28 protein-coding genes and 3 pseudogenes are annotated in these 25,240 nt (G+C 39.8%); 11 read left to right on the plus strand and 20 right to left on the minus strand.

The window, feature by feature from the left end:
- Positions 1–13: 13 nt before the first annotated feature.
- Positions 14–352, minus strand: coding sequence for a HipA N-terminal domain-containing protein (locus PN838_RS22775; protein ID WP_272182082.1), 339 nt, complete (start codon positions 350–352; stop codon positions 14–16).
- A gap of 12 nt (positions 353–364) precedes the next feature.
- Positions 365–640 (minus strand): helix-turn-helix domain-containing protein, encoded by a 276-nt coding sequence (locus PN838_RS22780; protein WP_272182083.1) that lies wholly within the window; start codon positions 638–640, stop codon positions 365–367.
- Positions 641–950: 310 nt separating this feature from the next.
- Between PN838_RS22780 and PN838_RS22785 the strand changes: the two genes are divergently transcribed.
- The 5 genes from PN838_RS22785 to PN838_RS22805 all read left to right on the plus strand — a co-directional run bounded on the left by PN838_RS22785 (position 951) and on the right by PN838_RS22805 (position 5,075).
- Positions 951–1,085, plus strand: coding sequence for a hypothetical protein (locus PN838_RS22785; protein WP_272182084.1), 135 nt, complete (start codon positions 951–953; stop codon positions 1,083–1,085).
- A 167-nt stretch (positions 1,086–1,252) separates the two neighbouring features.
- Positions 1,253–2,590, plus strand: coding sequence for a winged helix-turn-helix domain-containing protein (locus PN838_RS22790; RefSeq protein WP_272182085.1), 1,338 nt, complete (start codon positions 1,253–1,255; stop codon positions 2,588–2,590).
- A 227-nt stretch (positions 2,591–2,817) separates the two neighbouring features.
- Positions 2,818–3,375 (plus strand): TolB-like translocation protein, encoded by a 558-nt coding sequence (locus PN838_RS22795; RefSeq protein WP_272182086.1) that lies wholly within the window; start codon positions 2,818–2,820, stop codon positions 3,373–3,375.
- A 127-nt stretch (positions 3,376–3,502) separates the two neighbouring features.
- Positions 3,503–4,642: a serine hydrolase domain-containing protein gene (locus tag PN838_RS22800; protein WP_272182087.1), complete on the plus strand. Its 1,140-nt coding sequence runs from the start codon at positions 3,503–3,505 to the stop codon at positions 4,640–4,642.
- Between the two features lie 232 nt (positions 4,643–4,874).
- The gene (locus PN838_RS22805; RefSeq protein ID WP_272182088.1) at positions 4,875–5,075 is read left to right on the plus strand and encodes a hypothetical protein; all 201 of its coding nucleotides are present in this window, start codon (positions 4,875–4,877) and stop codon (positions 5,073–5,075) included.
- A gap of 502 nt (positions 5,076–5,577) precedes the next feature.
- Here PN838_RS22805 and PN838_RS22810 read toward each other — a convergent pair.
- The 8 genes from PN838_RS22810 to PN838_RS22845 form a co-directional block, all read right to left on the minus strand.
- Positions 5,578–6,984, minus strand: a complete 1,407-nt coding sequence (locus PN838_RS22810; RefSeq protein WP_272182089.1) for an endo-1,4-beta-xylanase — start codon at positions 6,982–6,984, stop codon at positions 5,578–5,580.
- Between the two features lie 86 nt (positions 6,985–7,070).
- Entirely contained in the window at positions 7,071–8,597 is a 1,527-nt protein-coding gene (locus PN838_RS22815) for a tryptophan halogenase family protein (protein WP_272182090.1), read from the minus strand.
- Between the two features lie 105 nt (positions 8,598–8,702).
- Positions 8,703–9,239, minus strand: coding sequence for a TonB-dependent receptor (locus PN838_RS22820; RefSeq protein ID WP_272182091.1), 537 nt, complete (start codon positions 9,237–9,239; stop codon positions 8,703–8,705).
- Positions 9,214–10,281, minus strand: coding sequence for a TonB-dependent receptor domain-containing protein (locus PN838_RS22825; RefSeq protein WP_272182092.1), 1,068 nt, complete (start codon positions 10,279–10,281; stop codon positions 9,214–9,216). Before PN838_RS22825 ends, PN838_RS22820 begins: the two co-directional genes overlap by 26 nt.
- Positions 10,266–10,808, minus strand: a complete 543-nt coding sequence (locus PN838_RS22830) for a hypothetical protein (RefSeq protein WP_272182093.1) — start codon at positions 10,806–10,808, stop codon at positions 10,266–10,268. Before PN838_RS22830 ends, PN838_RS22825 begins: the two co-directional genes overlap by 16 nt.
- The gene (locus tag PN838_RS22835) at positions 10,805–11,362 is read right to left on the minus strand and encodes a hypothetical protein (protein ID WP_272182094.1); all 558 of its coding nucleotides are present in this window, start codon (positions 11,360–11,362) and stop codon (positions 10,805–10,807) included. Before PN838_RS22835 ends, PN838_RS22830 begins: the two co-directional genes overlap by 4 nt.
- Positions 11,363–11,451: 89 nt before the next feature.
- Positions 11,452–11,772, minus strand: coding sequence for a hypothetical protein (locus tag PN838_RS22840; RefSeq protein ID WP_272182095.1), 321 nt, complete (start codon positions 11,770–11,772; stop codon positions 11,452–11,454).
- A 67-nt stretch (positions 11,773–11,839) separates the two neighbouring features.
- Positions 11,840–11,983: a hypothetical protein gene (locus PN838_RS22845; protein WP_272182096.1), complete on the minus strand. Its 144-nt coding sequence runs from the start codon at positions 11,981–11,983 to the stop codon at positions 11,840–11,842.
- A gap of 571 nt (positions 11,984–12,554) precedes the next feature.
- Between PN838_RS22845 and PN838_RS22850 the strand changes: the two genes are divergently transcribed.
- The 6 genes from PN838_RS22850 to PN838_RS22875 all read left to right on the plus strand — a co-directional run bounded on the left by PN838_RS22850 (position 12,555) and on the right by PN838_RS22875 (position 15,709).
- Positions 12,555–12,797 (plus strand): hypothetical protein, encoded by a 243-nt coding sequence (locus tag PN838_RS22850; protein ID WP_272182097.1) that lies wholly within the window; start codon positions 12,555–12,557, stop codon positions 12,795–12,797.
- Positions 12,791–13,186: a carbohydrate binding domain-containing protein gene (locus PN838_RS22855; protein ID WP_272182098.1), complete on the plus strand. Its 396-nt coding sequence runs from the start codon at positions 12,791–12,793 to the stop codon at positions 13,184–13,186. Before PN838_RS22850 ends, PN838_RS22855 begins: the two co-directional genes overlap by 7 nt.
- Positions 13,183–13,746 carry a carbohydrate binding domain-containing protein gene (locus PN838_RS22860; protein ID WP_272182692.1) on the plus strand — a complete coding sequence of 188 codons (564 nt, stop codon included), beginning with the start codon at positions 13,183–13,185 and terminating at the stop codon, positions 13,744–13,746. The genes PN838_RS22855 and PN838_RS22860 overlap by 4 nt, the downstream gene beginning before the upstream one ends.
- A complete protein-coding gene (locus tag PN838_RS22865; protein WP_334313555.1) occupies positions 13,722–14,564 on the plus strand; it encodes a carbohydrate binding domain-containing protein in 843 nt (280 codons plus the stop codon). The genes PN838_RS22860 and PN838_RS22865 overlap by 25 nt, the downstream gene beginning before the upstream one ends.
- A gap of 96 nt (positions 14,565–14,660) precedes the next feature.
- A complete protein-coding gene (locus PN838_RS22870; protein WP_272182100.1) occupies positions 14,661–15,524 on the plus strand; it encodes a carbohydrate binding domain-containing protein in 864 nt (287 codons plus the stop codon).
- Positions 15,515–15,709, plus strand: coding sequence for a putative glycoside hydrolase (locus PN838_RS22875; protein WP_272182101.1), 195 nt, complete (start codon positions 15,515–15,517; stop codon positions 15,707–15,709). Before PN838_RS22870 ends, PN838_RS22875 begins: the two co-directional genes overlap by 10 nt.
- 249 nt (positions 15,710–15,958) lie before the next feature.
- Here the strand turns inward: PN838_RS22875 and PN838_RS22880 are convergent, their stop codons facing one another.
- The 10 genes and pseudogenes from PN838_RS22880 to PN838_RS22935 form a co-directional block, all read right to left on the minus strand.
- Positions 15,959–17,380, minus strand: a complete 1,422-nt coding sequence (locus tag PN838_RS22880) for a BspA family leucine-rich repeat surface protein (protein ID WP_272182102.1) — start codon at positions 17,378–17,380, stop codon at positions 15,959–15,961.
- Positions 17,352–17,855 (minus strand): annotated as a pseudogene (locus PN838_RS22885) (BspA family leucine-rich repeat surface protein); the annotation flags it as partial. The gene PN838_RS22880 and the pseudogene PN838_RS22885, both read right to left, overlap by 29 nt.
- 12 nt (positions 17,856–17,867) lie before the next feature.
- Positions 17,868–18,236 (minus strand): hypothetical protein, encoded by a 369-nt coding sequence (locus tag PN838_RS22890; protein ID WP_272182103.1) that lies wholly within the window; start codon positions 18,234–18,236, stop codon positions 17,868–17,870.
- A gap of 270 nt (positions 18,237–18,506) precedes the next feature.
- Complete coding sequence (locus PN838_RS22895) at positions 18,507–19,973, minus strand: tryptophan halogenase family protein (protein WP_272182693.1); 1,467 nt, start codon at positions 19,971–19,973, stop codon at positions 18,507–18,509.
- 119 nt (positions 19,974–20,092) lie between these two features.
- The gene (locus PN838_RS22900) at positions 20,093–20,506 is read right to left on the minus strand and encodes a cupin-like domain-containing protein (RefSeq protein WP_272182104.1); all 414 of its coding nucleotides are present in this window, start codon (positions 20,504–20,506) and stop codon (positions 20,093–20,095) included.
- Positions 20,507–20,523: 17 nt separating this feature from the next.
- Positions 20,524–21,128 (minus strand): annotated as a pseudogene (locus tag PN838_RS27675) (cupin-like domain-containing protein).
- Between the two features lie 57 nt (positions 21,129–21,185).
- Positions 21,186–21,919, minus strand: a pseudogene (locus PN838_RS22915) (SapC family protein).
- A 137-nt stretch (positions 21,920–22,056) separates the two neighbouring features.
- Entirely contained in the window at positions 22,057–22,917 is an 861-nt protein-coding gene (locus PN838_RS22925; RefSeq protein ID WP_272182108.1) for a TonB-dependent receptor domain-containing protein, read from the minus strand.
- Complete coding sequence (locus tag PN838_RS22930; protein ID WP_272182109.1) at positions 22,898–24,313, minus strand: TonB-dependent receptor; 1,416 nt, start codon at positions 24,311–24,313, stop codon at positions 22,898–22,900. Before PN838_RS22930 ends, PN838_RS22925 begins: the two co-directional genes overlap by 20 nt.
- Before the next feature lie 4 nt (positions 24,314–24,317).
- Positions 24,318–25,121, minus strand: coding sequence for a TonB-dependent receptor plug domain-containing protein (locus tag PN838_RS22935; RefSeq protein ID WP_272182110.1), 804 nt, complete (start codon positions 25,119–25,121; stop codon positions 24,318–24,320).
- Positions 25,122–25,240: the final 119 nt, after the last annotated feature.

The following is a 25,240-nucleotide window of genomic DNA, read 5'->3' on the forward strand; positions in this document are numbered from 1 at the left end:
GCAACTATACCACCTATAGTAAACTTCCTCCCATATGAGCCATTAAAGGAAACTCATTTTCGGTATGAATTTTAAGCGATTGAGACATCCACTCTCTCAATGCTCCCTCTGGAAGCAGATTCGATAATACAGGCGGCATACGTTGGGAACTAATTAATGGCTCTTGTAAGAGACGCTCATCTATCAGTTGCGACATGGTAAATGTATTGCGCTTGTTAGCAGGTAATGCGATATAGTTTGGGGACAAGACTAAAATGTTCTTGCCACCAGAGTAATGAGAAATAACTCCTATTTCTTGGTTACCAATACTCAGACTCAGACCTTCAACATGTTCTATTCGTTTTGTATTCACTAGCCTAATCCTCTAGGTGTTTATGTTTGCTAGCCCAAATACTTTCGGTGTCTGGCGACAGTGAGGTTGTTGTGTCTTTTGATTGGCGGCAGGATCTACAACGGTTAGTTCCATGCTTAAACCAGATAGAATACGAAGTAAGGTTGATACTTTAAGATCTTGACCAGACTCTACGCGTTGATATTGCTGCTGAGACATTCCAATAAGCATACGCATATCCTTCTGAGACAATTGACGAGATTTTCGCTCTTGTATTAGAAAGTCGCTTAGTTCATTTAAGGTTTTCATAAAACAACTTAATTATTGTTTATAGATAATAGTACAACTTATATATTGTATTTTACAATTTGACAACATAAATGTTGTTTTTGGTAAGCATTACATCATATAAGTTGTATTTTCTGGGGAGGATAATTTGTGAAAGTGCATACAGTTCTGTTGAAAACTGAAGCAGCATTCAAACCTAATATAACAACAGCCCAAATCTTATGAAGGTAAACTCACATAGTGAATTAGAATTTGGATTTACAATTTATAGGTATACAGTTCATAACTAAAAAAGTTACAAAGTGTATACCGTTTGAGTCTAAATTTACTATTGAGTGAAATATCTAAGTCTAATAAAGCTGGTGGTTCAGTCTATGATACCGCTGAGCTTGCTTATATGTTGAACAAAACCGTAGACGCTAAATTCACTAAATTTTTATCTGACGTTGTGAAAAAGGTTCATTGATCAGAGTCTGCAAAGGCATTTTCTACTCTGCACTCACCCCACCAGTGTAATAGCTTACTTAGCCGTTACATTTGTACTGGGTCTAGCCTCGCTTTAATGCTTCTATCATTGAATATTTGTGTGACTTTAAAGATAATATCGAATAATTAAACTAGAGAAATAATATAATGTCAGTTTCCTGCTATGAGTTTTTAAACTATCACTTTTTCTCGGAGACACGTACTTTATTAAATATTCAGACGAACCAAGAAACATACCTAGAGCCGAAAGTAGCAGACTTATTGTTGTATTTTTTGCAAAACCCGCAACGGGTTATCTCAAAAGATGAGTTAATTAAAGACGTTTGGCAAGATTCAGTAATAACCGATAATTCTATTAGTTGGGCTATATCTCAATTACGAAAAGCTTTAGACGATCACCCCAAAGCGCCTACCTTTATAAAAACCTATCCAAAGAAAGGTTACCAATTTTTACCCGCCCCCAATATTGTTAAAAGCAATGTTGTTATGAACAACGTAAGTATTAAGTATGTTGATAAAAACACAAAGCCCACTTCTTCACAGAGTATGATAGCAAAGCAAAGACCTCGCTTTATCAATACGAATTATTTGATATTAACGATTTTTGTGATTTCATTGCTTAGTTTGTTTTATTTCCAAAGCCAAGTTGATAGCTTAACTAAGTTAGAAAATATTCAAAATATAACGAATTTAGATGGCGCAGAAGAAGATCCTAGATTATCTCCTGAAGGAAATTTACTGCTATTTAGGCATAAAGCAAATACTTCTGATAGTACCTTTCAACTCTATATTGCAGACTTAAATGCTCAAAATGCAGTGCACCGATTAACCCATGACAAGGCGAATTATGTGAATGCTATTTGGGGAGACAACATTGAAAAAATATTTGCCGTTAAAGTCGAAAAAAACAACAACGATTTCCGCTGTACAATAAACTCATACGATTTACAGTCGCTTCAAGCGCTGGTGACATTACACAAAACACTTCACCAATGTGACGGAATGTCGGCAACGAGTCTTGCCTATCATCAAGCAACCAATACTTTATATTTTACTGATAAAATTGACGATAATAAGTATGCAGTTTATAAATTAAACTTAACGTCTAATAAAATTAAGCAACTTACCACCCCAGAAAAAGAGGGTTTAGGGGATAACTTTATCAGCCTTGATTTAGCACAAGAAAAACTACTTATTTTACGAGACTCGTTTTGGTCAAATACTGAATTTGTCAGCTTGAACCTTCAGACAAACCAACTTGAATCATTACTCTCAATACAATCTCGCTATTACAAAGCTTACTTTAGCCCTAACTCAGAACAAATCTGGTTAAATTCAGGTAATGACGTGCTGGTTAGCTATGATCCTAAAAAAGAGCAATCGACACCACTTTTAACTAATACATTCGGCTGGAACTACAACCTTTCGCCAGAAAGTAATACTGATGCTTTTTTAGTGTTTCAGATCCTAATTATGGCGACATAATCATAAACCGAAATAGTCAGTTAAAAAAATTAACCACACAATATACTGAACTCCTCCCCACTATTTCATCGGACGGTAAAACATTATCCTACGTTTCAAATAAAACGGGCACACCTCAAATATGGCTTAAAAATTTAACCAATAAAAAGGAAACTCAACTAACAAGTACCAAAGAATATACTGAGTACAGGCAACTCGTTTGGTCGCCTGACAATGAATGGTTGTTAGTGACAAGTCAAAATAAAATTGAAGCATATCACCTAAAGAGGGGCATCAAAATGTTAGTGACAATCGCTGACTTTGGTATTTTCTATCCTTCATTTAGCTTAGATGGCGAAACAATTTACTTTTCATCAATTGTTAGTGGTGATTGGCAAACCTTTCAAGTGCCATTTAAATCAAAAACAACCAACATAAGCCCTGTTATCCCTCACCCTGCTTGGTTAGTTAAACAACTAGACGAGTCCACGCTGCTATATAGCAAGCCTCATATGGAAGGATTATTTACCTTTGATATAACATCCCAAACTAGTTCTCAATTATTTAAAAATTTCCCTAAAAACGACTATTGGGTGTTGGCAGATAACAAGCTGTATTTCAGGCAAACTCAACCCTATAAATCGTTACGAGTAACCTCTATTGATAATTACTTACCGAGAGAGCTTGTTCAGTTACCTAATGACACCAACGAGCTGTTTTCGATTACTCATTCAGGTGATACATCCATATTTTCTGTTCAAAGACAAAAGCAATCCGACATCAAAAAGGCAAAGATAATTCACTGATTTATAACAACTAATAATTTCCTCATAAAACTCTCACCTAACGCCAAAGCCTTATTTTTTGTTATTCGCTAAAAGTAATCTTCTTTTCCTGTGATTACAAAACTTTTTTGCGTAAGGAACATTATTTATGATCAAGTATAAATTAATTTTAAAAATTATATTATTTAGTACCATTCTTTTGATATTTGGTTGCGCTGATGAACAAGCCCCAAAAACTTGTAAAACCTGTAAAGATGCGAACCTTTCAACAGAAGAACTATTTGCCCAGTTAAAAACATCACACGGTGTTCCGTCATTAGCAGGCTTAATTTGGCAAAATGGTACAATGCAAGAACTGGGGGTAACAGGACTTCGTAGTGTAGATAGTACAGAAGAAGTTACAATTGATGATTTATGGCATTTAGGCTCAATCACCAAATCAATAACAGCAACATTAACAGCAAGGTTAATAGAGCAAAACGTTTTATCTTGGGAAACCACTCTCAGTGACGTTTTTTCGCCAGCGATAATGAATATTCCTCAAAAGTATCGACATACAACAGTGCGTCAACTACTAACACACCACGCTGGGTTAATGTCTGACATTACCAAAGTGAGTGGCTGGGGAGATTATTTCCATGACAATCAGGAAATAACCATACAGAGACTTGAACTAACAAAGAGTTTATTAACAGAATCAACAGGAAGTGTCGGTAAATTTTCATATACCAATTCGGGGTATGTAGTTTTAGCAAGCATGTTAGAGCATTTGACAGGTACGCCTTGGGAACAACTAATTACGAACGAAGTGTTTATTCCCCTTGAAATGTATGATGCCGGTTTTGGCGCTCCAGACTCAGGTTATAATTATTCCCAGCCTTATGGTCATTTAAGTAAAAGCGGTATTTTTTCCGTAGCACCGATGGACAAATTTTCTGACAATCCACCTGTAATGGGACCTGCTGGAACAATACATATGAGCTTATCTTCACTATTAAAATTTACTAATGCCCATTTGTTAGGAGCGAACGGCGATGAAAACTATTTAAGCAGCTCGAGTTTCGAGGAATTACACCAACCATACGGTAATAGTGGATACGCTATGGGCTGGTATGTAGACTCATCAAACAATCTATCACATATGGGAACCAACACCATGTGGTATGCCAAGGTAGGTTTTAACACTAAATCACAACTCATTGTCATTTCATTGACCAATATCGGTGGCAGTAAAGGTGATGATGCTACAGATGATCTCACAAATATTTTAATGAAAAGAAATCAATAACTTAATTGTTATTGACGTATGAATCTCAGAGATTATCGTTTTGCTAAAAGTTAATACACAGTAAATAAGCAAATAGGTCAATAAAGTAAAATCAAACCGTTTTAAGCCCGTTTTTCATCAATCAGGGGCCAACAGTTAACTCAAATAATGCACTATGAAACGTTACATACAAGTAGTCAAGTTAAATTGACCACGGTTTTATAGTTTAGCCAGTATCTTCTCTCTGACTCATTTGGTTAACTCGATTATAGATGAGCATAAAAATTTAGTAGGCTTAGAAATGGAAAGCTACGCTGTATATACTGCAGCGGCACTTACTGAAGAACCAAGACCTTTATGTGTGTCGATGAAATCAGTCTGTGACTTTGGTGACGAGCAAAAGTCTGGCGGATATCATGATTACGCATGCTATACAAGCGCGCGAGTTTTTTAGAATTCATTAACAAATATTTTTAGATTTTTAAGCAATAACGGCTATCAGTTAAAATTAAAAAATTCGATGAGCGTTTTACAGCTTGAATTGATTTAGGAACATATTGAATGTCCGAGGAGCTATTCGTTAGTCAATTTCTCTGTTCTTTAGTATGATCATTTTGGAATAACTTTTAAAATCGATTAATCTAAACTTAATTTTTGGTAAGTATAACCTAGAGCTTGCCAAAGTTTTTCTCACAAAGCGGGGGTCAAATAGGGGTCAAAAATTCAGTGTTTTTTAATGTTTCTCAATTATGTTAAAAATTAGCCCCCAGTAATCATGGGCTTTCAGCACTTATCAGCACTCAGTAAAACCCCAGTTTCTTCTGGTATGAAGATGCCGTTTTAATAGTATTAATTAGGCAGTGAATTTCCAGCTGTTTTGACAGTTAGAATAAAAAGCCGACGTAGGAATTGATTTCCTACGTCGGCTTTTTTGTGGGTGCAATACCATCTTATTTTTATGCTTTACGTTTTGTGATTACAAGCCTTGTTAAGAATAGCGATAATAGTAAAGACCATGGCATTGAGCCGCCAGAACTAGAAGATGATTCTGGCTCTACTTCAGGCGTCACAGCTTCTGTGATATCGATAATGTTGACTGTAACGGTCACTGCTAATGTCGAGCCAAAGTCACCCGTAGCCGACACCGATAAAGTGTAAGAGCTAGTTGATTCATAATCTAAACTACCAGTAGAACTTAATGTAATGTTACCTTCATCATCAATAACAAATGGAGATGTATTGTTATTAATAGTGAAGCCAGTAATCACATTTGTCGTGTCGGTAAAGGAGAGTTGGCCGACAGATGCTAACGCTGCTGCATCTTCTTTAATGGTAAACATTTGGTCGGCATTTATGGTTGGGATATCGTCGTTGATATAGGATTTAAGCCATAGTAAAGCTGGGCGTTCATTACCACTTTTGTCTATTAAGTAGGCGCCTTCAGCATCACGCCACAAGCCTGGACGCCAGCCCCACAAGGTAATGCCTTTTACGGCAGAATGGTCCCAAAAGATAGGGAATAGGCGTTTATATGACGCTAACTGGACAGCGTCGTCGGTGCCATCTATATCCAGCTCTGTGACATAAATATCTAATCCGGTTGCGGCAAGTAAGTCTAGGTTATTTTTGAGATTTGAGCTCGCTCCTGTTGTTGAGAATGCATGGGCTTGAAAGCCTACACTGTCAATTAGGTCACGTTCTTTTAGCAAGTTAACTATTTTTACATATTCTTTTGTGAGATTGGTTTCATTGATAATGCCGTATTCATTGATCAGTAAATTACTGTCTGGAAAGTAATGACGGGCGAGTTCGAAGGATTTTATGATCCAGTCGTAACCTGTTGTTCCGTCGCCGCCTAATGCTTCGCTGTAATTTGCCGCCGGGGACGAACTAAATCTTGGGTTTTCACCATTTGGTGGCGCATTCAGCGGTTCATTTACAACCTCGATAAAATCAATGTCACTATATCTATTTGCCAACGCAGCAAACCATTCTTCAATCTCTGCAAGTTGTTCGTCTTTAGGGAGTGTATCCATCCAACCGGGTTGTTGGTTTCCCCAGATTAATACATGAAGTTTAAAAGGGATATCGTTGTTTACTGCCAGCGCATAAGCCTTATCTAGCTCGTTCCAGTTCATAACGTCACGAGTGCGTTCTACGCTGCCCCATTTTCCGGCGTTTTCAGGTGTAACTTGATTCCAGTAGTCGGCAAAGTCTTGCACCTGCGCTCCGGCATAGACATTACCTAGAAATTTAGCATTACCCTCGGCGATTGGTGGCTTTGAAAGTGCATTGGCATTTAGCGCCAATAACAAACATGAGGCTGAAACTAAACCTAACGTCTTTTTGATGTTTTTTAACATACGAATAAACTCTTACTGCGTTGTTGATTGAATTCCATGATTTCGTATTTACAGTAAGAGTGCTATTGCGTTTGACCCGCATAGTATTATGATTTTTCGTTGTCCATTTTTGGTGCCAAGCAGTGCTGATGAATAAATTCCTGTTGTGTTGGCATAACCTCAACAGACTTTGTAATAACACTTTGAATAAAGGTTAATCTTCGTTCAAGTTCTTCCTCTGGAATTGAGTCTACAAGCGGGTGGTAACCCTTAGGGTGCATACGTTGCCCATGAAAAACTTCAAGCCAACTTGTTGGGTTAAACAATTCCATATTATTGCGGATGATATTGCCGTTAGCACTAAATTGGTCAATTTTTTGTTGCAGACTATCCGGGATCGACATTGTTCGGCAGTGGTTCCAAAATGCCGAGTCATCACGTTCTGTGGCTTTATAATGAAGGATGATAAAGTCTCTGATACTGCAATATTCAAAGTCGGTTTGTTGGTTGTAGGCATCGATGTCATGTTGATTAAATTCGAGATCAGGGAAAAAGACCATAAGCCTAGCAATCGCGGTTTGCACTAAATGAATATTAGTGGACTCTATGGGTTCAAAGAAACCGCTAGATAAACCGATAGCAACACAGTTTTTGTTCCATGATTTTTTACGTCGTCCGGTGGAAAATTTTAATAATCTTGGTTCGGCCAGCGGTTTGCCATCCAAATTATTCATTAATATATCGCGTGCTTCCTCGTCACCCATAAACTTACTGCTAAATACATGACCATTACCCGTTCGATGCTGAAGGGGAATGCGCCATTGCCATCCAGCCGTATGGGCTGTTGAAGAGGTGTAAGGCTTTAACGGCTCGGTGCGTTCGCACGGCACGGCCCATGCGCTATCGCAGGGTAGCCAATGGCTCCAGTCGTCAAATCCCGTTTTTAAAGCTTCTTCTATCAGTACGGCTCTGCCACCTGAGCAGTCGATAAATAAATCACCTGCTACCACTTCGCCACTTTCTAGTACAAGTGATTCAATAAACCCGTCACTTTCACGAAGACGCGTTTCAACCACTTTTCCTTCTGAGCGTATAACGCCGCGTTGTTCAGAGTACTCACGTAAAAATTTCGCATATAATCCGGCGTCAAATTGGTAGGCGTAGGCAATGTTCGACAAGGGCGAATTGCCAGCGTCGATTGACCGCATAAACTTATTTTGATGACCTGCGATGGTGTTTAAGGAATAGGCTCCAATATCTGGTACTTTGTTTTTCTGGCGCATTTTCCACCAATAATGAAAAAACGGAATACCGTCAATGTTCTGGCCAATTTCACCAAAAGCATGGGTATATTTGTCGCCAATTTGACCCCAGTTAACAAACTCAATACCGAGTTTGAATGTACCTTGAGTGCGTTTAATAAATTCATTTTCGTCGATACCTAAAGTCCGATTAAATATTTGGATTTGCGGTATCGTTGCTTCGCCAACACCTACTGTGGAAATATCATCAGACTCGATTAAGCGGATATTGCAGTAGTTTTGTTTTAGTAATTTGCCCATGGTGGCAGCTGTCATCCAACCTGCAGTACCACCACCTAAAATAATAATGTTTTTGATTCTTTTATCGGACACGTTTGAAACCTTTAGTAATTCTATTAAATGAATTTTTTCATTATTTATAACACAAAAAGCACACCCTAGGGTGTGCTTCCATGAACAACTAATTCAATGTTTGAATTAGAACGTACCTCTAACAATGAAAGAGTAACGTCGGTCATTAACTAACCATGAGCGATGTAGTTTCAACTTGTTATCAACTTGCATATACGTTTCAGTTTGCGTATTTAACAAGTTAACACCTTGAACACCGATTTTAAGTTGGTCATTGATTTGATAGAAAATCGAACCGTCCATATACCCAGAGTCACCCGTCCAAATCGGTAATTTACTGATTGTATCGCGCGACGTTACAAGGTACTCAGAGCGCCAGTTGTAAGCAACACGAGCTGACCAATCGTCTTTTTCATACATCAAAATTAAGTTCGCTGTATGTTCAGATTGACCTTGCAGTGGTAGTGACGATTGCAATGCATAGCTCTCGCTACCTACGTTGCCGTATACATACTCTAAGTTACCGTCACCGTTTGTATCACGTTTGTCGGCATCATCTATCTTACCATCTTGGTTAAGGTCTTGAGCATCACCAATATCTGTGCTGTCTAAGTTAGCGTTTGGCGTTCCTTCCGTTTTAATATACGTATAGTTTGCTTGCATTCCTAAGCCGCTCCACGCACCTTAGCAACATATCGAAGAATTGTTGATAGTTAATTTCAACACCTTTCATCGAACCTTTGCCACCATTTGTCGGGCCACTTACGTCAACTTGCTGAGTAACGCCTGTTTCTGGATTGGTAAATTCTCTAACCGTGCCGCCATTAATAAAGAAATTGGTTAGATCTTTATAAAAGAACGAGGTGGTTAAAGAACCAACGTCATCGTAATACCATTCGAATGACGCATCCCACTGTACTGATTCCATTGGTTTTAAGAATGGGTTACCTGATGATGCAGTCCAACCGTTAATTCGGGCACTTTCAGGGTCGATCATTAAGTTTTGTTCTAAATCATTGCCGCTCGCATCAACCGGTAAACCGGTTGTAGAATCTGATGGGGCGTCTGGATGCGGATTTTCTGCATTCCAATAGGCCGGCAATCTGTCGGCTTCTAAGTTATGACCCAAAACACCAATCGTTGTATTGTTTCTCAAGTTACCAATATCTGGCAATGCAATGGCTTTTGACACGGCAAAACGTGCAAGTAGATCGTCTGTTAATTCAACTTTAATGTTAAAGCTTGGTAAATATTTAGTGTAACTTTGTGATGCTTCATTAGGCACTAATGCACCATTTGCAAAGTTTCTAAAATCTTCAGACATATAGTTAATAGTTTGTTCTAAGAACCGAGAACTTGTTGCAAATAAATTGTAATCTTCAGGATTATAATTTAACGGATCCCAACCTTCAGGTGCAGGATATTGAGTCAGCTGCTCAGGAAATGACGTAGTACCACGAGTGGTATTTTCAATTCGAACTGCACGCAAACCAATGTTACCGGCAACACGATATTCCCAGTCGTCATTTTCGAAATCTAAACGAATATAGGCTGCTGTATTGCCTTCAGATGTATAACTGATCTCTTGTGGTAAGAATTGGTTCGTTAATGAACGGCTTGAACAGTCATCTTCGTATATACGAGATGCGGCTGGTCTAAAGTCGCCACAACGGTCTGAGTACATTGGCTCTAAGATAACCCCCAATTTTCGTAATTGTTGGTCATCGCATTTGCCGGATGAAGGGCAGTATTTCCACCTTGAATTGTGGCAGTACCGCCGCGGAAGAAATTACTCCAATCGACAACTTCATGAACTTGACCAAGCTGTGCTCTACCGGCAATATCATCAATTAGCGGATCATCTAAATAAACCGGATTAGCCCAAAGTGCACCTAATGAGCCCCAGTTGTACTTACTGTATTTGACTCTTTGTTCACGTTCAGCACGACGAACACCAAATTTCAATTGAACAAAGTAGTCACTGTCGAGCGAATAAGTTGCATCAATACTTAGCGCATTTGATACCCCTTTACTGCGTTCGTAATGGTCCATCGCCGCAGCAAAATGGTATGAAGTTAATTCATTAAAGTAGTTGTCACCACGATAGTCGACACCAATAGCATCCACTTCTTCTTGCGTTGCAGCTGACCAAGGATTGATCATTTCAAGATTTGGGGTACTACCAGTGGTGTCCCAATTTTGATTCGCGTGGGTCATAAACATAAGTTTCATGTCATCATCTGTTTTTTCAGCAACAATGTGTTGGAAATCAAAAACGAGTGACAAGTTGTCCGTCGGCGTGTATTCAACTTTAAGTGAAATGTCGTCGACTTCTGTACGTTGCTGCTTAATTCGGTTACCAGTATTGAATCTGAAACCAAAGTTTTGAACTTCACCACTATAGGCGAACGTTCGGCGTCGCCGCGCCAACCACCAGATGTATCGGTGATACTGCCGCTTTCATAAACACCGTCGTCATCAAATTCAAACTCAGTACCTGGAATTGCGCCTGCTCTATAATCGCCAGGTTGCCATTCTGAATTTATGTTATGTTCATTCCAAGATAAGACAGAATCAGAACGCAAAAACTGCACAGTTGCTTTAAGTGAGCTATCTTCACTTTGCCATTGTAGTGCTGTTGCAATACCTGTTCTTTCTCGAGTATCTTGTTTCATGCTTAAGTTAGCACTTGTTGGTACTAAGACACCTTCATCACCAATTTGTACACCGGTTGGCGCATATTTGGCAAACGAACCGTCATAGATATATGGGTTCGCGACTTCCATCCCGTTTAAACTACTTAACGGTCTGAATTCAAAGACATTATTTTGAATGCCGTGGCTGTCAGCTTCTAATCGAGACTTAGAAAAGTTAATTAAAAACCAAATTCACCAAGTTCACCTTTATCCCAGCGATCGCTGTATAAACCCGAGAAGGTTGGGGTGGTTTCTTTAGCAATATCACCACGTGTCCAATCGGCAGAAAACGCTAATTGGCGACCCGCTTGGTCAAATGGACGACGGGTGCGCAAACTAATTGTTCCGGCAATGCCGCCTTCAATCATGTCAGCCGTTTGGTTTTTGTATATATCAACACCGGCCATCATTTCAGGTGGAACGTCTTGGAAGCTTAATCCACGGCCTGAGTCGGCGGTAAAAGAATCTCGACCATTAAATTCGCTTCGAGTTTGAGTCATTCCTCGGACGACTGCACCAGAACCTTCAGAGCTAAAGTGATCAGGGTCGTTTGATGCCGCAAAACGTTCAATCGATACGCCAAGGTAAACGTTGCATTGCTTCTAAAACGCTTCGGTCAGGTAAAGAACCGATATCGTCAGATGTAATGGAATCGACAAATGTTTCAGCATTACGTTTTAAATTTTGCGCGTTAAGTAAGTTGCTCCTCATGCCCTTTACTTCGATGACTTCTACATTGTCTTCAGCTTCTGTTTTTTCTCTTCTTGACTGTAGACATTTGTACTTAAGCTCATAATAGCCATGGCTATTAATGACTTTTTAAATATAGGTATTTGTCTTTGAATACCCTTTGAATTACGACCAACGTGCCCCATGCTTTTGCTCCACATTTTAGCTTTATTATTTATTATGACGGATACATTTTATTCATATTTTGCAGGTGACATTTATTGTCTCTACTTTTAGCAAATTATCGCTAACGCCCAACAGAGCTTAACAGATAAACCTTTAATACAAATTTCTTAGGTGTATTTAGGTACTTATTTACCAAATAGTCAATTGAACTATAAGAAAACGCAAATTAAAAACAATATATCGCAAGATATACTGATTTTTGTCACTTACTGAGGACGTAATTTACCGACAAAATTAGGTCGATTTATTATGTTTTTGAGTTTGAAACTTGTCTTTTTTTTAATCCTGATTATCGCTATACCTTTTCTAAATTCATCTCTATATAGTTTGAAAAGACATAATTATAATAATATTTGTGAGTAGAAAAATGATAAGTACAAATTATAAAATTGGTTTATTGAGTTCTTTAATCGCATTGTCAATTACAGGTTGTTCTCTAGAATTGGAAGATGAGGAAATTAATGTAACCCCGCGTTATGCTGATGTGGTTATTGCACCAGTTAGTGATGACGTAGACACTGGAGCGGGCTCTGACAAATTATCGTTAGATAATGCAGACTTGAAACGGGTAGCACCGACCCATGGTTCGGGAACGGTCCAGCTGTGTTGACCATCGAACAAACTGAAGTCAAAGCAGGGTCATTTAGTTTAAAAGTAACCGATAGAACAGATGGATGGAATGGTGCCGCTATTTCCTTTGGCGACAAGCTAATTGTCGGCCACACTTACTCTGTTTCTGTTTGGGTTAAAATGGCAAATGTTGACTCATCTAATGTTTCATTGACAGTCAAAGTCGCGGACGACGATGGTGATCATTATAACGGTATAGGGTCAACGATAGCGACAAACACCGATTGGGTTGAGCTAACGGGTGAATATACTCATGCGCCAATAGGAACTGAAACTGCAGAACCTTACATTTATATCGAAGGTGCAGATGCTGGCGTTGAATATTATGTCGATTCGTTAGTGGTTATCGATAATGATTTCGAACTATAGGTGGCGCTGTAGATACGAGCGTCGCACTTGATAACTCAGGTTTTGAGTCTGGCGTTCAAGCCCCGTGGACGACTCAAGGCGATGCGATGTTAACGCTTGAGCCGACAGAAGTTAAAGAAGGGAGTTTTAGTGCGTTGATAACCGGTCGTTCTTCAGGCTGGCATGCTCCTATCTATACAATTACAGACAAATTAGTTGTTGGCGACACATATTACTTTTCAATATGGGTGAAGTTAGTCGAAGAGACAGCGGAAAACATGAAGTTAAGTTTAAAAGTTGTTGATGACAGCGGCGATAACTACATAACAATTGCCAATGCATCGGTTGATAATACGGCATGGGTTGAATTAACCGCCGAATATGTTCACGCGTCAGATGGTCCTGAAACACAAGTGATTGTTTATGTTGAAAGCGACTCTCCAACAGCATCTTATTATATAGACTCACTAAAAATTGATGGTGAGGCCGTAGTCGTTCCAACCAATATTTTACCAAATGGTGACTTTGAATTGGGTGCCGGTGACAGTTTTGAAAACTGGGGGCTTGGAATGGTTCAGTAAATGTTACTGCTGAAACAACTGATGTTCATGGTGGTAACCGCGGTGTGAAAGTGGTTGGTACCGGCACGAATCCTTGGGATGTACAATTAGGAAGTGACGCTGTAGAAACAGTTGTTGGCAATGAATATGTGCTTTCAATGTGGATAAAAGGTGAAGAAGACGGAGGTGTAGTTCGCTTCTCTACAAGCAGTGAAGCTGGTGCACTTTATGGTGCTGATGAAACGATTGGGACATCATGGCAACAAGTGACCTGGACATTTGCAGCGAACGATGTTGCAACTCAAGTTGTTCTGGATTTAGGAGCGTCTGCAGTTACTTATCTAATTGATGATGTTGAACTTATTCCTGTTGCTGCCGAACCGGCTTACATGTTATCGGCTGATACAGTCTTGTTAAACGGTGACTTAGAACTAGGTACAGACAATGACTTTGATAATTGGGGCAAGTGGAACAATGGTGATGGCATTGTGCAAGAACTTACTGAAGTTCACAGTGGTGCACGTTCAGCCAAAGTGACTAATGGCAGTGACTTTAACGCCGAGTATCAATCGCAACTTGTTAGTGATGAAACCACTTTAGTTGTAGGCACTACTTATAGTGCATCGGTTTGGATAAAAGGAACCGTTGATGGCGAAGTTCGTTTTTCTACCAATGAAACTACGCCGCAATATGGCGCTACAGCTATGGTTACCGCTGATTGGTCTCAAGTCGTTTGGGAGTTTACCGCAACAGAGGAAGTGACTAGGCTCGTTTTTGACTTAGGTAAAACGCCAGACGCAGTTTATTACGTCGATGACTTTGAATTAGTGGCTAAATAGTCAATTGGCTATTTAGCCCTAATACATAATCATAAAAACTCTTAATTTATTAGTAAATTAAGAGTTTTTTACTTTATCAAGAGAAGAGATGATCTTATGAATCAATACAAACAAAAGTTAAAGCGCGCAGCTCAAAATATTTCATTGGCTATAATGTTTGGCATTTCTTGCTTAATAACTGCGCACGCCGCTGATTTCTCAATTACGGTAAAAACCAAGACAATAAAAGGCGACCAGTACAACAACGTTGCCACAAAAAGTATTACGGGAGACCACTGGGAGCTAATTTCAGGGCACTATAAACATAGTAACGACAAAGACCTTGCCAGTCCGTATCTGTATATCGAAGGGCCCAACAAAGGCATCAATTATTATATCGACAGCCTCGTTGTGGTAGATTTAAATTCAGAGCTATCTGGCTCGGCAGAGAATCTAACCGATAATGCAGATTTGGAAACCGGATCTGTGTCACCTTGGTTTAAAAATGGTGATGTAAAATTAGCCCTTGAAAGTGCAATTGTTAACGATGGTAAATACAGTTTAAAGGTCAGTCAACGAACAGATAATTGGAATGGGGCCGCAATCGCGTTTAATAGAGCTCTAATCAGCGGTCATACTTATAAAATATCAGCTTGGGTTAAATTAGCTAAATCTGAGGCCACAGTAAAAACCGTGCAAAAAAGCAATCCTTCCTCAGTAAACAGTAATTATGTTTATTTTACCGACGGTAAACCAACAGGCGAATGGGGAATAGTGCTCGGCGATAGCAGCGACTGGACAAAAGGCATCAAAAATAACACCGGGTCATCAGCCGATAAGCAACTAGCGGTAAAACCTGCAACGTATAAAGTGGCTAATGATGCGATAAATATCAAGTGGGCTCGTAAAAAGGCAAGGGGCAGTTTGCGATTTACGGTGCAAACATTGATCTATCTTCGTTGCAAGATTCAGTGGCTTTAACGATGGAAGTTAAAGTCATCAGGAAACCTAAAAAGAGCGTCCAGTTTGGTCTAGACTGCGGATATCCATGCCGTGGTGAAATGAACATTCAAAAAATGTTTAGAGGTCTACCAAAAGGTGAATGGGTGACGTTTCCTATTCCACTCAACTGTTTTGTCGCCCAGGGCTTGATGCCAGTAGAATAAATGGCCCATTATTGATCGCGTCCGACGGTTCATTTGAAATTGAAATTGCGGATGTACGCATGGAGCAATTACCTGAGGGCGCACCAACCTGCGCAAACTAGATAACTTTTAATTAGATTCGCTGAGTATTGACGTTATGTTCAATACTCAGCATCAGAGGTTTTATAAACCAACCAACATCAACTCACTTATTAACATCAAAGCGTTTGACGGTAGATGTTAGGCGTTCAATAAACATCAAACTTAACGTTAATTAAAGGGGTTGAACTCAGGCGGTAGCGTGCCGCAACTAAGGGTAAACATAGCACCTTTTTCATAGGGTTCGCCGAGTGAGGTTTTCTTAACTTGAGATACCACCCAACCACTGATATCTTGCTTAAAGCTAGAGTTACAGAACATTTTATTCATAGACCAGACACTAGACACATCCCACGAACCAATATTTTGGTTGAATTTAGATTCGGCAAACATGCTATACGCTCGATTCAGATTAGAGACATCCCAAGAACTAATATCTTGATTGAAAACAGAACGTTGAAACATACTTTCCATATATTTTACATTAGAGACATCCCATAAGCTGATGTCTAGGTTAAAAACTGACCCTAAAAACATTGAACTCATATCAGTTACAATAGAAACGTCCCAAGAGCTTATGTCTTTATTAAAAACAGAATCTTGGAACATACCGTCCATATATTTCACATTAGAGACATCCCAATTTCCAATGTCCTGATTGAATACTGAGCTTTCGAACATTCTAGCCATACTTTTTACATTAGAAACATCCCAATTTCCAATGTCCTGATTGAATGCAGAGCTTCTGAACATTCCAGCCATAAGCTCTACATTAGAGACATCCCAATTTCCAATGTCCTGATTGAATGCAGAGCTTCTGAACATTCCACCCATATATTTCACATTAGAGATATCCCAAGAGCTGATGTCTTGATTAAAAGGGGTAGCTGAAAACATTCCACCCATATTTTCTACATTAGAGATATCCCAAGAGCTGATGTCTTGATTAAAAGGGGTAGCTGAAAACATTCCACCCATATTAGTTACATTAACGACATCCCAATTGCTAATGTCTTGATTAAAAAGGGTAGCTGAAAACATTGCACCCATATCAGTTACATTAGCGACATCCCAAGAGCTGATGTCTTGATTAAAAGGGGTAGCTGAAAACATTGCACTCATATCAGTTACATTAGCGACATCCCAAGAGCCGATGTCTTGATCAAAAGGGCTAGCTGAAAACATTTCACTCATATCAGTCACGTTAAAGACAACCCAAGGACGAATGTTTTGATTGAATTCTGAGTCTTTGAACATTTCACTCATATCAGTCACATTAAATACATCCCACGAACCTATGTTTTGATTGAACTTTGATCCTTTGAACATTTCACTCATATCAGTCACATTAGATACATCCCACGAACCTATGTGCTGATTGAACATTGATTCTTTGAACATTTCACTCATATTAGTCACATTAGCGACATCCCAAGAGTCGATATCTTGATTAAATTCTGAGTTTTTGAACATTTCACCCATATTAGTCACATTAGAGACATCCCACGAGCCTATGTCCTGATCAAATTCTGAGTTTTTGAACATTTCACTCATATTCGCCACATTAGAGACATCCCACGACCCAATGTCCATAGTTGAACTTAGAATCTTTGAACATTTCACTCATATCAGTCACATTAGAGACATCCCAAGCGCCAATATCTTGATCGAAACTTGACTCGTTGAACATTAATTTCATGCTAGTCATACTAGAGACATCCCAAGAATTAATGTTTTGATTAAACAGTGAAGAAGTAAACATCCTGCTAGCACTTTTCAAATTAGAGACATCCCATGAATTAATGTCTCGATTGAATGCTGAGTAGGCAAACATTTCGTTCATATTCACCACATTTGAAACGTTCCAATCACCAATATCTTGTTTGAATTGACTATTATAAAACATACGCTCCATATTAGTCACATTAGAAACATCCCAAGAGCCGATATCTTGGTTAAATCTTTCATTGGAAAACATTTCACTCATATCAGTCACTTTAGAAACATCCCAAGCGCTAATATCTTGATTAAAATCTGCTGAATTGAACATTCTCGACATGTTTGTTACATTTGATACGTCCTAGGATGTAATATCAGGAACGTATTGTGCATTTATAAACATCCATTTCAAGTTAGTGACTTTGGTCGTTATAACGGTATGTAAATCGGCTTTATCATAGTCTCGAATGGTTTTGTCATCTACTATGGTGTATTCGACCCCATTGATTAATTGAGTTTTCCCCACACTTGCTTCATCAACTGCAACAATGGTTATGCCATTCTCTGCGAGGTAGGCATAGGCAGATAGTTCAGGGTTATGTGGGAAGGGATCCAAACTGTCGACAACGCCATCGTTGTCAGAATCGATATCAGTTTCTTGGTCCGGCTTACTGTCAGAGGAGCAGCCAAAAAGGAACAGGGGAATTGCAATTAACCATAGTGTTTTCAAAGTCATAATCCTTTATTATTATCATTAAAAATTATACTAGGCAGTGTGTAGAAGATAGTCAATAGTACACGCGGTGCATTAGTTTCGGTTGTTAGTTGTTAGTTGTTCGTTTTTTGTCAATATTACTTTACGTCGTAAAGACGGCATCTTTTCGATGGTTATATTAAATAACTGTGGCTCATAATTGCCTTACTTAACCAAGTAACGGGGGCATGTCTATTTAGACTAATCCTGTTGCAATATTGTGACTGCATTTAGGATTGGCATAAGTTAGTTTTTAATTTCTGGTGCTTGGCAATAATGTTTAACAAACTCCTGATGAGTGGGCAGTTGGTCTACTGCCGATTTAATTGAATGCTTCAACCCTGTCAGGAACTTTTCTAGCTCTTGGTCACTCATCGTTTTAACCATGTGGTGGTACTGTTTAGGGGCTATGCCTTGCCCCAACATCACCTGAACCCAAGAGTCGACTCTGAATAACTCACCGTCTGACTGAAACGCACGACCACCGTCTTTAAATAAATTAATCCTGTGTGACAAGGTCTTAGGTACTTCCATATCTTTGCAATAACGCCAAAACGGGCTGTCGTCACGTTGCGTTACGTGATAATGCAAAATGATAAAGTCGCGTATTTTTTCAAGCTCGACTGCAGCTTGTTGGTTGTATTCATCAATAACTTCATCTGTGATGCCACCAAAGGGAAATAGCTTCATTAAGCGAATGGTTGCCATCATAAAAAGATGGATACTGGTTGATTCCAAAGGCTCAACAAACCCACTGGAAAGTCCCATTGCAATACAGTTTTTATTCCAATTTTTCCGTCGTCGACCGGTTCGGTATTTGATCACTTTGGGTTTGGTAATTGGCGGTCCATCAATGTTATCTAAAAGTTGTTTTATGGCTTCTTCATCCGACATATATTGACTGCAAAACACTAATCCATTACCTACTCTATGTTGTAATGGAATTTGCCACTGCCAGCCCGCGCTATGTGCAATAGACCGCGTATACGGAACTGCAGGACCTGTCGACGCGGTTTGCACAGCGACAGCACTATCACATGGCAACCAATGTGACCAATCTTCGTACCCTGTGTGCAGCGCTTTTTCGATGAGTAAACCTCGAAAACCTGTACAGTCAATAAATAGGTCACCTTCGATGGCTTGACCGGAGCCCAATGTAATAGCGCTTATGCCGCCAGTTGTTTGGTCTTTCAGTACATCTACAATTTTACCTTCGATGCGAGTAATACCTCTATCTTCACTGAATTTTCGTAAAAATCGACCGTATAAAGTTGCATCCATATGATAGGCATAGTTTATTTTTGATTTAGCCGAGGTGGCAAATTTGCCAGCTTTGGCTGCTTGTAATTCATAACAATAGTCACCAAATGGCGCATCGATGCCTTTTTCTAACCCATGTAGCCAAAAGTCATGGAATTCACCCAAGTAAAAGTCTTTACCTGTGATCCCAAATGAATGTATGTATTTATCACCAATTTGGCCCCAATTTTCAAATGAAATACCTAACTTGAAGGTGGCTTGCGTGGCTCGCATCACTTCCTGTTCGTCGATACCTAAAAACTTATGGAAGGTCCTCATGGGCGGTATGGTCGCTTCACCTACGCCTATCGTGCCGATGTCATCCGATTCGACTAGGACAATGTCGAGTACTTTTCCAAGTTGTTTAGTTAAGGCTGCTGCGGCTATCCATCCGGAGGTTCCGCCACCTGCGATGACGACTTTTTAATTGGTTTTGTTGCCATGTTTTTATTATACGAAGTCAAAATGAGTTCCAACGTTTAAAGTGAGCTTTAACTTAACCTATGTTAGCAAAGTTAGGAAATTCGCTCGGGTTATCGATTAAGCTTATTTAACAATTGCGCTCTGAGTTTTCTTGCCTGTAATTCGTCTATTTTTCCCAACGAACCTCTTGCCTGCTCTGGCAGGTGTTCACCCGCGTGAGTTGACTCGGAAAAAATATAATAATCAAAGACTTGCTGCCATGCCTTTTTCTCTGTTAATGGTCGATCTTTAATGCTGAGTAGGGCATGTTGTAATACGTTCATTGCTTCACCTAAGTAGTTAGGTACGTTGTTCCACCAGTAGTTAATAAGTACGTTAAACTTACTTAAGCCTTCAACTTGATGCCACCACATACGGGGCAAATACAAGGCATCCCCGGGGGTCAATTCAGCAATTTGTCCCGCTGCAATGGCGTCTTTAAAACGTGGGTATTTGTCAACGTCGGGCTCGTTAAAATCAACCATACTGATAGCAGGACCACTTATAGGTTTAACTCAAGTGGGTCTGGGTAAAGGTTATGTATTTGTTCAGGAGGGAATAATGTGAATCGACGATTACCCACAACACAACACGCAATATTGTCTGACGTATCATAATGGCAAGCGGCGAGGGTGGCATTGCCGAGCCAAATTTTCATCTCGGGTTTTGACATCAAACCGCTGTTGATGTGTTTTGAAATATCGAGATCGTTATTTTCCCTGAGCGAAGGTAAGTGTTTATCAACAAAGCTTGAGGCAATATAATACGACGGAGTTAGAGGGGCATTCAGAGTTGCCATTATCAAGTCTAAAACCTCGCTAATTGGCATTTTTTGAGATTGATAATCGAGCTTACTAATGTCGTTATTATAAAAAAACGACCTTGGATTTCGGGTCTACCAATACATGCAATGGCGGGTTTGCCATTGTCGGCAGATTTTAAATAATCTATTGCTTGGCTATTTGAAGCTTGGCCCGCCTTATATAATTCCCAGTTGTTAACCAATCCTCTTAAAATAACAGGCTCGGAGGAATTCAGTATATGCTCAGGGATTTGACCTGAAGTACCGACATCAATGCTGTTTGTTTTGTTTGTTATATTTTGCATACCCTAACTTGCCACAAGTCTTGTTCTATTACATCGAAATTAATAGATGCTGCCGAATTATTCTATTAGTTGGTTTTTCAAATTGATTAATTTTTGAATGTTAGAAATTGAGGCAATGATTAAAAAGGCACTTTGTAAAAAGCCTGACCGATTTAGCTTTTCAAGACTTGCGCCATCGAGGTTTTGGAGTTTCTCTTCACTAATTGTGTAGTTGCCATTGAGTTGGTATTTTTCACCGTTATCTAACGTAAATTCAATTGTAATGGGTTCTATTAAACTGAGCTCTTCAAATGCCGCAAACATGACATTGGTCAATTTCGCGCCCTCGGTAATTCGCTTTAATGAACTTGCGCTGTTTTCCAAGTACTGACAGTTACCGCCATGCTCTAAAAATAAGGCTGTTCCGTCAGAAATATTTATTCGTGTGCTGTCCATATCAATATGGATCACTGGTGCTTTTTCGTCACCACCATCGGCTGATTGGTCTTGATAACCAATTAAAAAGGGTTCACGGGCGATAATAGCCGGGACATATTCTGCATTCCATCCAGTGGCTGTTGTAGTGTCTAAAAACAGGTTTTCGTTTTTTCGAAGCCTAATATAACGGTAGATAGGAACTGGTTAGTCTCAGGGTCTTTGCGAAATAAAATAGGGTACTCTTTTTGAATGTCTTCAATCTCATTAGGGAAGATTATTGTACTCGCAATGTTATTGCCGTGAGCAGCGCTATAGCGAGGATCAATTTTTAAATCTTTGTGGGTTACGTTGTTTAGCAATACATGGTTGGCCATTGTTATTATTATTCCTGTATTTATAGGGCAAATCGGTTTGATTCCGCGTGCATTAATCTCGTTGTTGGGAAAAGAAAGCCGCTAAATTTAGCGGCCTTCTATACGTTCAAACTGTTTCTAAGTAATTAGATTACGTATTAGAAAGAGTAACGTGCGCCCACTTGATAACGTGCCCCTAACTCTGTTAAGTACCAAAGTTGGGTTTTGTTACGTGCATGCGAACGGCTGTTTTCTTCAGTAAGGTTAATCCCTTCGAAGAATACGGTTAAGTCGTCGTTCACTTCATAACTTACGTTAAGGTCAATTTGAGAGTAAGCTTCAACGTAACGCGGGTTATTTGAACTACCTTTGTTAACTTCCGCTAAGTACTCGTCACGCCAGTTGTAGGCAATACGTGCTTGCCAACCATCTTTCTCGTACATCGCGACAACGTTAGCTGTATCGCTCAAACCAATTAACGCAAACTGAGATACATCTGGATCCGCTTCGTTATCAAACTTAATATCGCCACGAACTAACGTATAGTTAGCTTGTACACCAAAGCCAGTATCACCAAAGAAGTGTTGGACCGCAAATTCAGCACCATAAATCTTAGCTTCTTTGTTATTGTCAGGTGTATTGGTGCGGAAAATCATTTCAGGGTCGCCAGCAACTGCTGTTAGATCCCATCCCGGAGTTTCTGCAAGTTGTGCTGCTTGAGCATCAGAACCATCATAATCCGCTGCGCCGTTCGGGAATACTTCTGGGTGCTCTAACAATACCATCATGTTATATAATGAACTGTCGTCTAGCGCCCAACCACCGTCTATTACAGCTTGTGCTGCTGCTTTTGCGCGTGCTCCGCCTGTAACGTCTAAGATACCAAAGTGACCGCTGTCAACTTGCTTGCTACCAATAAATTTAGCCACGTTCTTTTGGAAGAAACCAGTAGAAATGTAACTTGCTTCGTCAAAGTACCATTCTAAAGACAAATCAACGTTAGAAGATTCTAAAGGCAATAAGCATCAGGTTAGATGCGCTAGCTGTTGGTTTTGCGCCAAGTAGTGTTGAACCACCGCCGCCGCCAAAGTTACTAGCAGAAACCCCTAAGCTTCCTAATCCAGCGCGAGCGATTGTTTTACTGAATGAGAAACGACCTTTTAAATCATCTGTGATATCAATATCGAAATCAAATGTTGGTAAAAGGTTGTCATAGCTGTTTGTTGCCGAAAATGGCGCAGCAGGAATGTTACTGTCTACATAAGGTACTACGTCATCGTTATCTTCCCAGCTGAAAAATATTGTGCCTACCAAAGAACTCGATTCAACTTCAGTCTTTTCAAAACGTAGACCAGTCAATACGTGGAAAGGCATGCCATTTAGTTCACCGCCAACTGCAATTTGCATATAAGCAGCCGTTGTTGATTCAATAACACGGTTACTTGCAGACAAAGATGCTTCAGATTCAGTCGGGATACCTGGATACAGATTAAGTGCTGCATCATATATTGCAGAAGGGCTACCAATAAAACCATAACCTGGGGTAGATGACGTTGGGTAATCGTTAAATTCGCCCGCTAAGTCAAATGGCTGAAGTATATCGCCAAACTCACCTAGGTTTGCAACACCCCAGTTACCAAGCGCAATATTGTTACCAGCCGTTTGCATAGAAAGTGAATCCATTTCACTGACTTCCACACCAAAGTCAAAGCGACCGTCGTCAAATTCATACGTACCATCAAACTTAACTTGAGATATGTCTGTTTCTTGTGATGCATTTCTAATACGAGCGATAGACGAACCAACATCGCCTGCGTCTACCATGCCGTTATTATTTGCGCCACGGATACTGTCATCGTAAACGTTGCTAAACGTTGGCAAGTCAGCGCCCCAGAACCATTCTGTTTGTGTTTTAATTGGAGCACCTAGACCAACAGCAAGTTCACCACTGTTACGAGGGCCAACACCGCGACTGTGCATATTTGACTGGTGGGCATCAAGTCGTAAAATCAAGCTGTCATTAACTTCGAATTCAAAGTTAACACCTAGTGAGGTGAGGGTATTTAAGTTTTCACGTAATTGTTGCTCGTAGCCTTCATCCGAACCGCCAGAATAGGCTTCTTTAGCATAAATTGGTGTTGCTACCGCAGAGTCGTCAAAAATGACTTGTTGTACGTTGTCACCATTCTGCATCCAGTTGGTGATTTCACCACGGTGCTCAGTAAGTTGGTTTTCAGCGAATGTATAATCAAGTGTACCGGTAATTCTATCGGTAGGTCTAAATTGTAATGTTAATTGGGCGTTATCTCGAACACGTTGGGTGTTTGAAAATGCATAACGGATGTCATTTGGACGAGCGTATAATTGACCATCTTCAGGTTCATTTTGATAAATGTCTCCGGTATTATTATACAAACCACTATAGGTTATTTAGGTCATTCCAGTATCCGATGTTCCAGTTGTTTACGGTCGCTCCAGTGTAACCAGAATCACGCTCTTGGTGACTGACTGATAAGCTAACTCCATAAATTGAATCGTCATCGCTATAGCTGATCAAGCCTGAAAGTTCAGGTGTAATGTCGCTGCCAGTTCTGTTTGTTGTATCTGCTACAGCTTTAACGCCTACATTGGCTTTAAACCCGACGGTATCGAGTGGTCTTGCTGTATTAATATTGATTGTTGCGCCAATACCGCCAGTGGCAATATTTGCTTTACCTGTTTTATAAACTTCAACAGACTTTACGCTTTCTGATGCAAGGTTGGCAAAATCAAATGCTCGCGTACCACCGCCTCGAGTCGTTCCATCAGCACCTGAACCGGCACCATAAGTTGTTGCCGCAGGCATCATTCGACCGTTTAAAGTCACCATGTTGTTATCACCCGCAAAACCACGGACAGTAACTTCCGACCCTTCGCCGTTTACACGACTGATAGAAACACCAGTAATACGTTGTAGTGATTCAGCTAAGTTAGTATCTGGGAATTTACCCATATCCTCTGATGAAATTGCGTCTACAACGCCCTCTGCATCTCGTTTTAAACGCGTTGACTCTTGAATACTTGAACGCATACCAGTAACAGAAATGACTTCAATTGAGGCCTCCGCTGCTGCGTTATCGTCGGCTGCAATTGCGACACCCGCATAGAAGCTTGATGCAATGCTAGCGGCTAGTAGTGATTTTGCAAAAGTTTGATTCTTACGCTGTGATTGTAAATGTTTCATTTTAATTCCCACTTTGTATTGTTGTGATTTTTTTAAGTGTTCGTCCATTTATATTCATGACTGAATAACAAAAGATACATTTTTAATCCCTCAATCCTTGAGCGAGTTGTTTCCCGGAC

Origin of the sequence: Psychrosphaera algicola, assembly GCF_028401425.1 — a bacterium.
GTDB lineage: Bacteria > Pseudomonadota > Gammaproteobacteria > Enterobacterales > Alteromonadaceae > Psychrosphaera > Psychrosphaera algicola.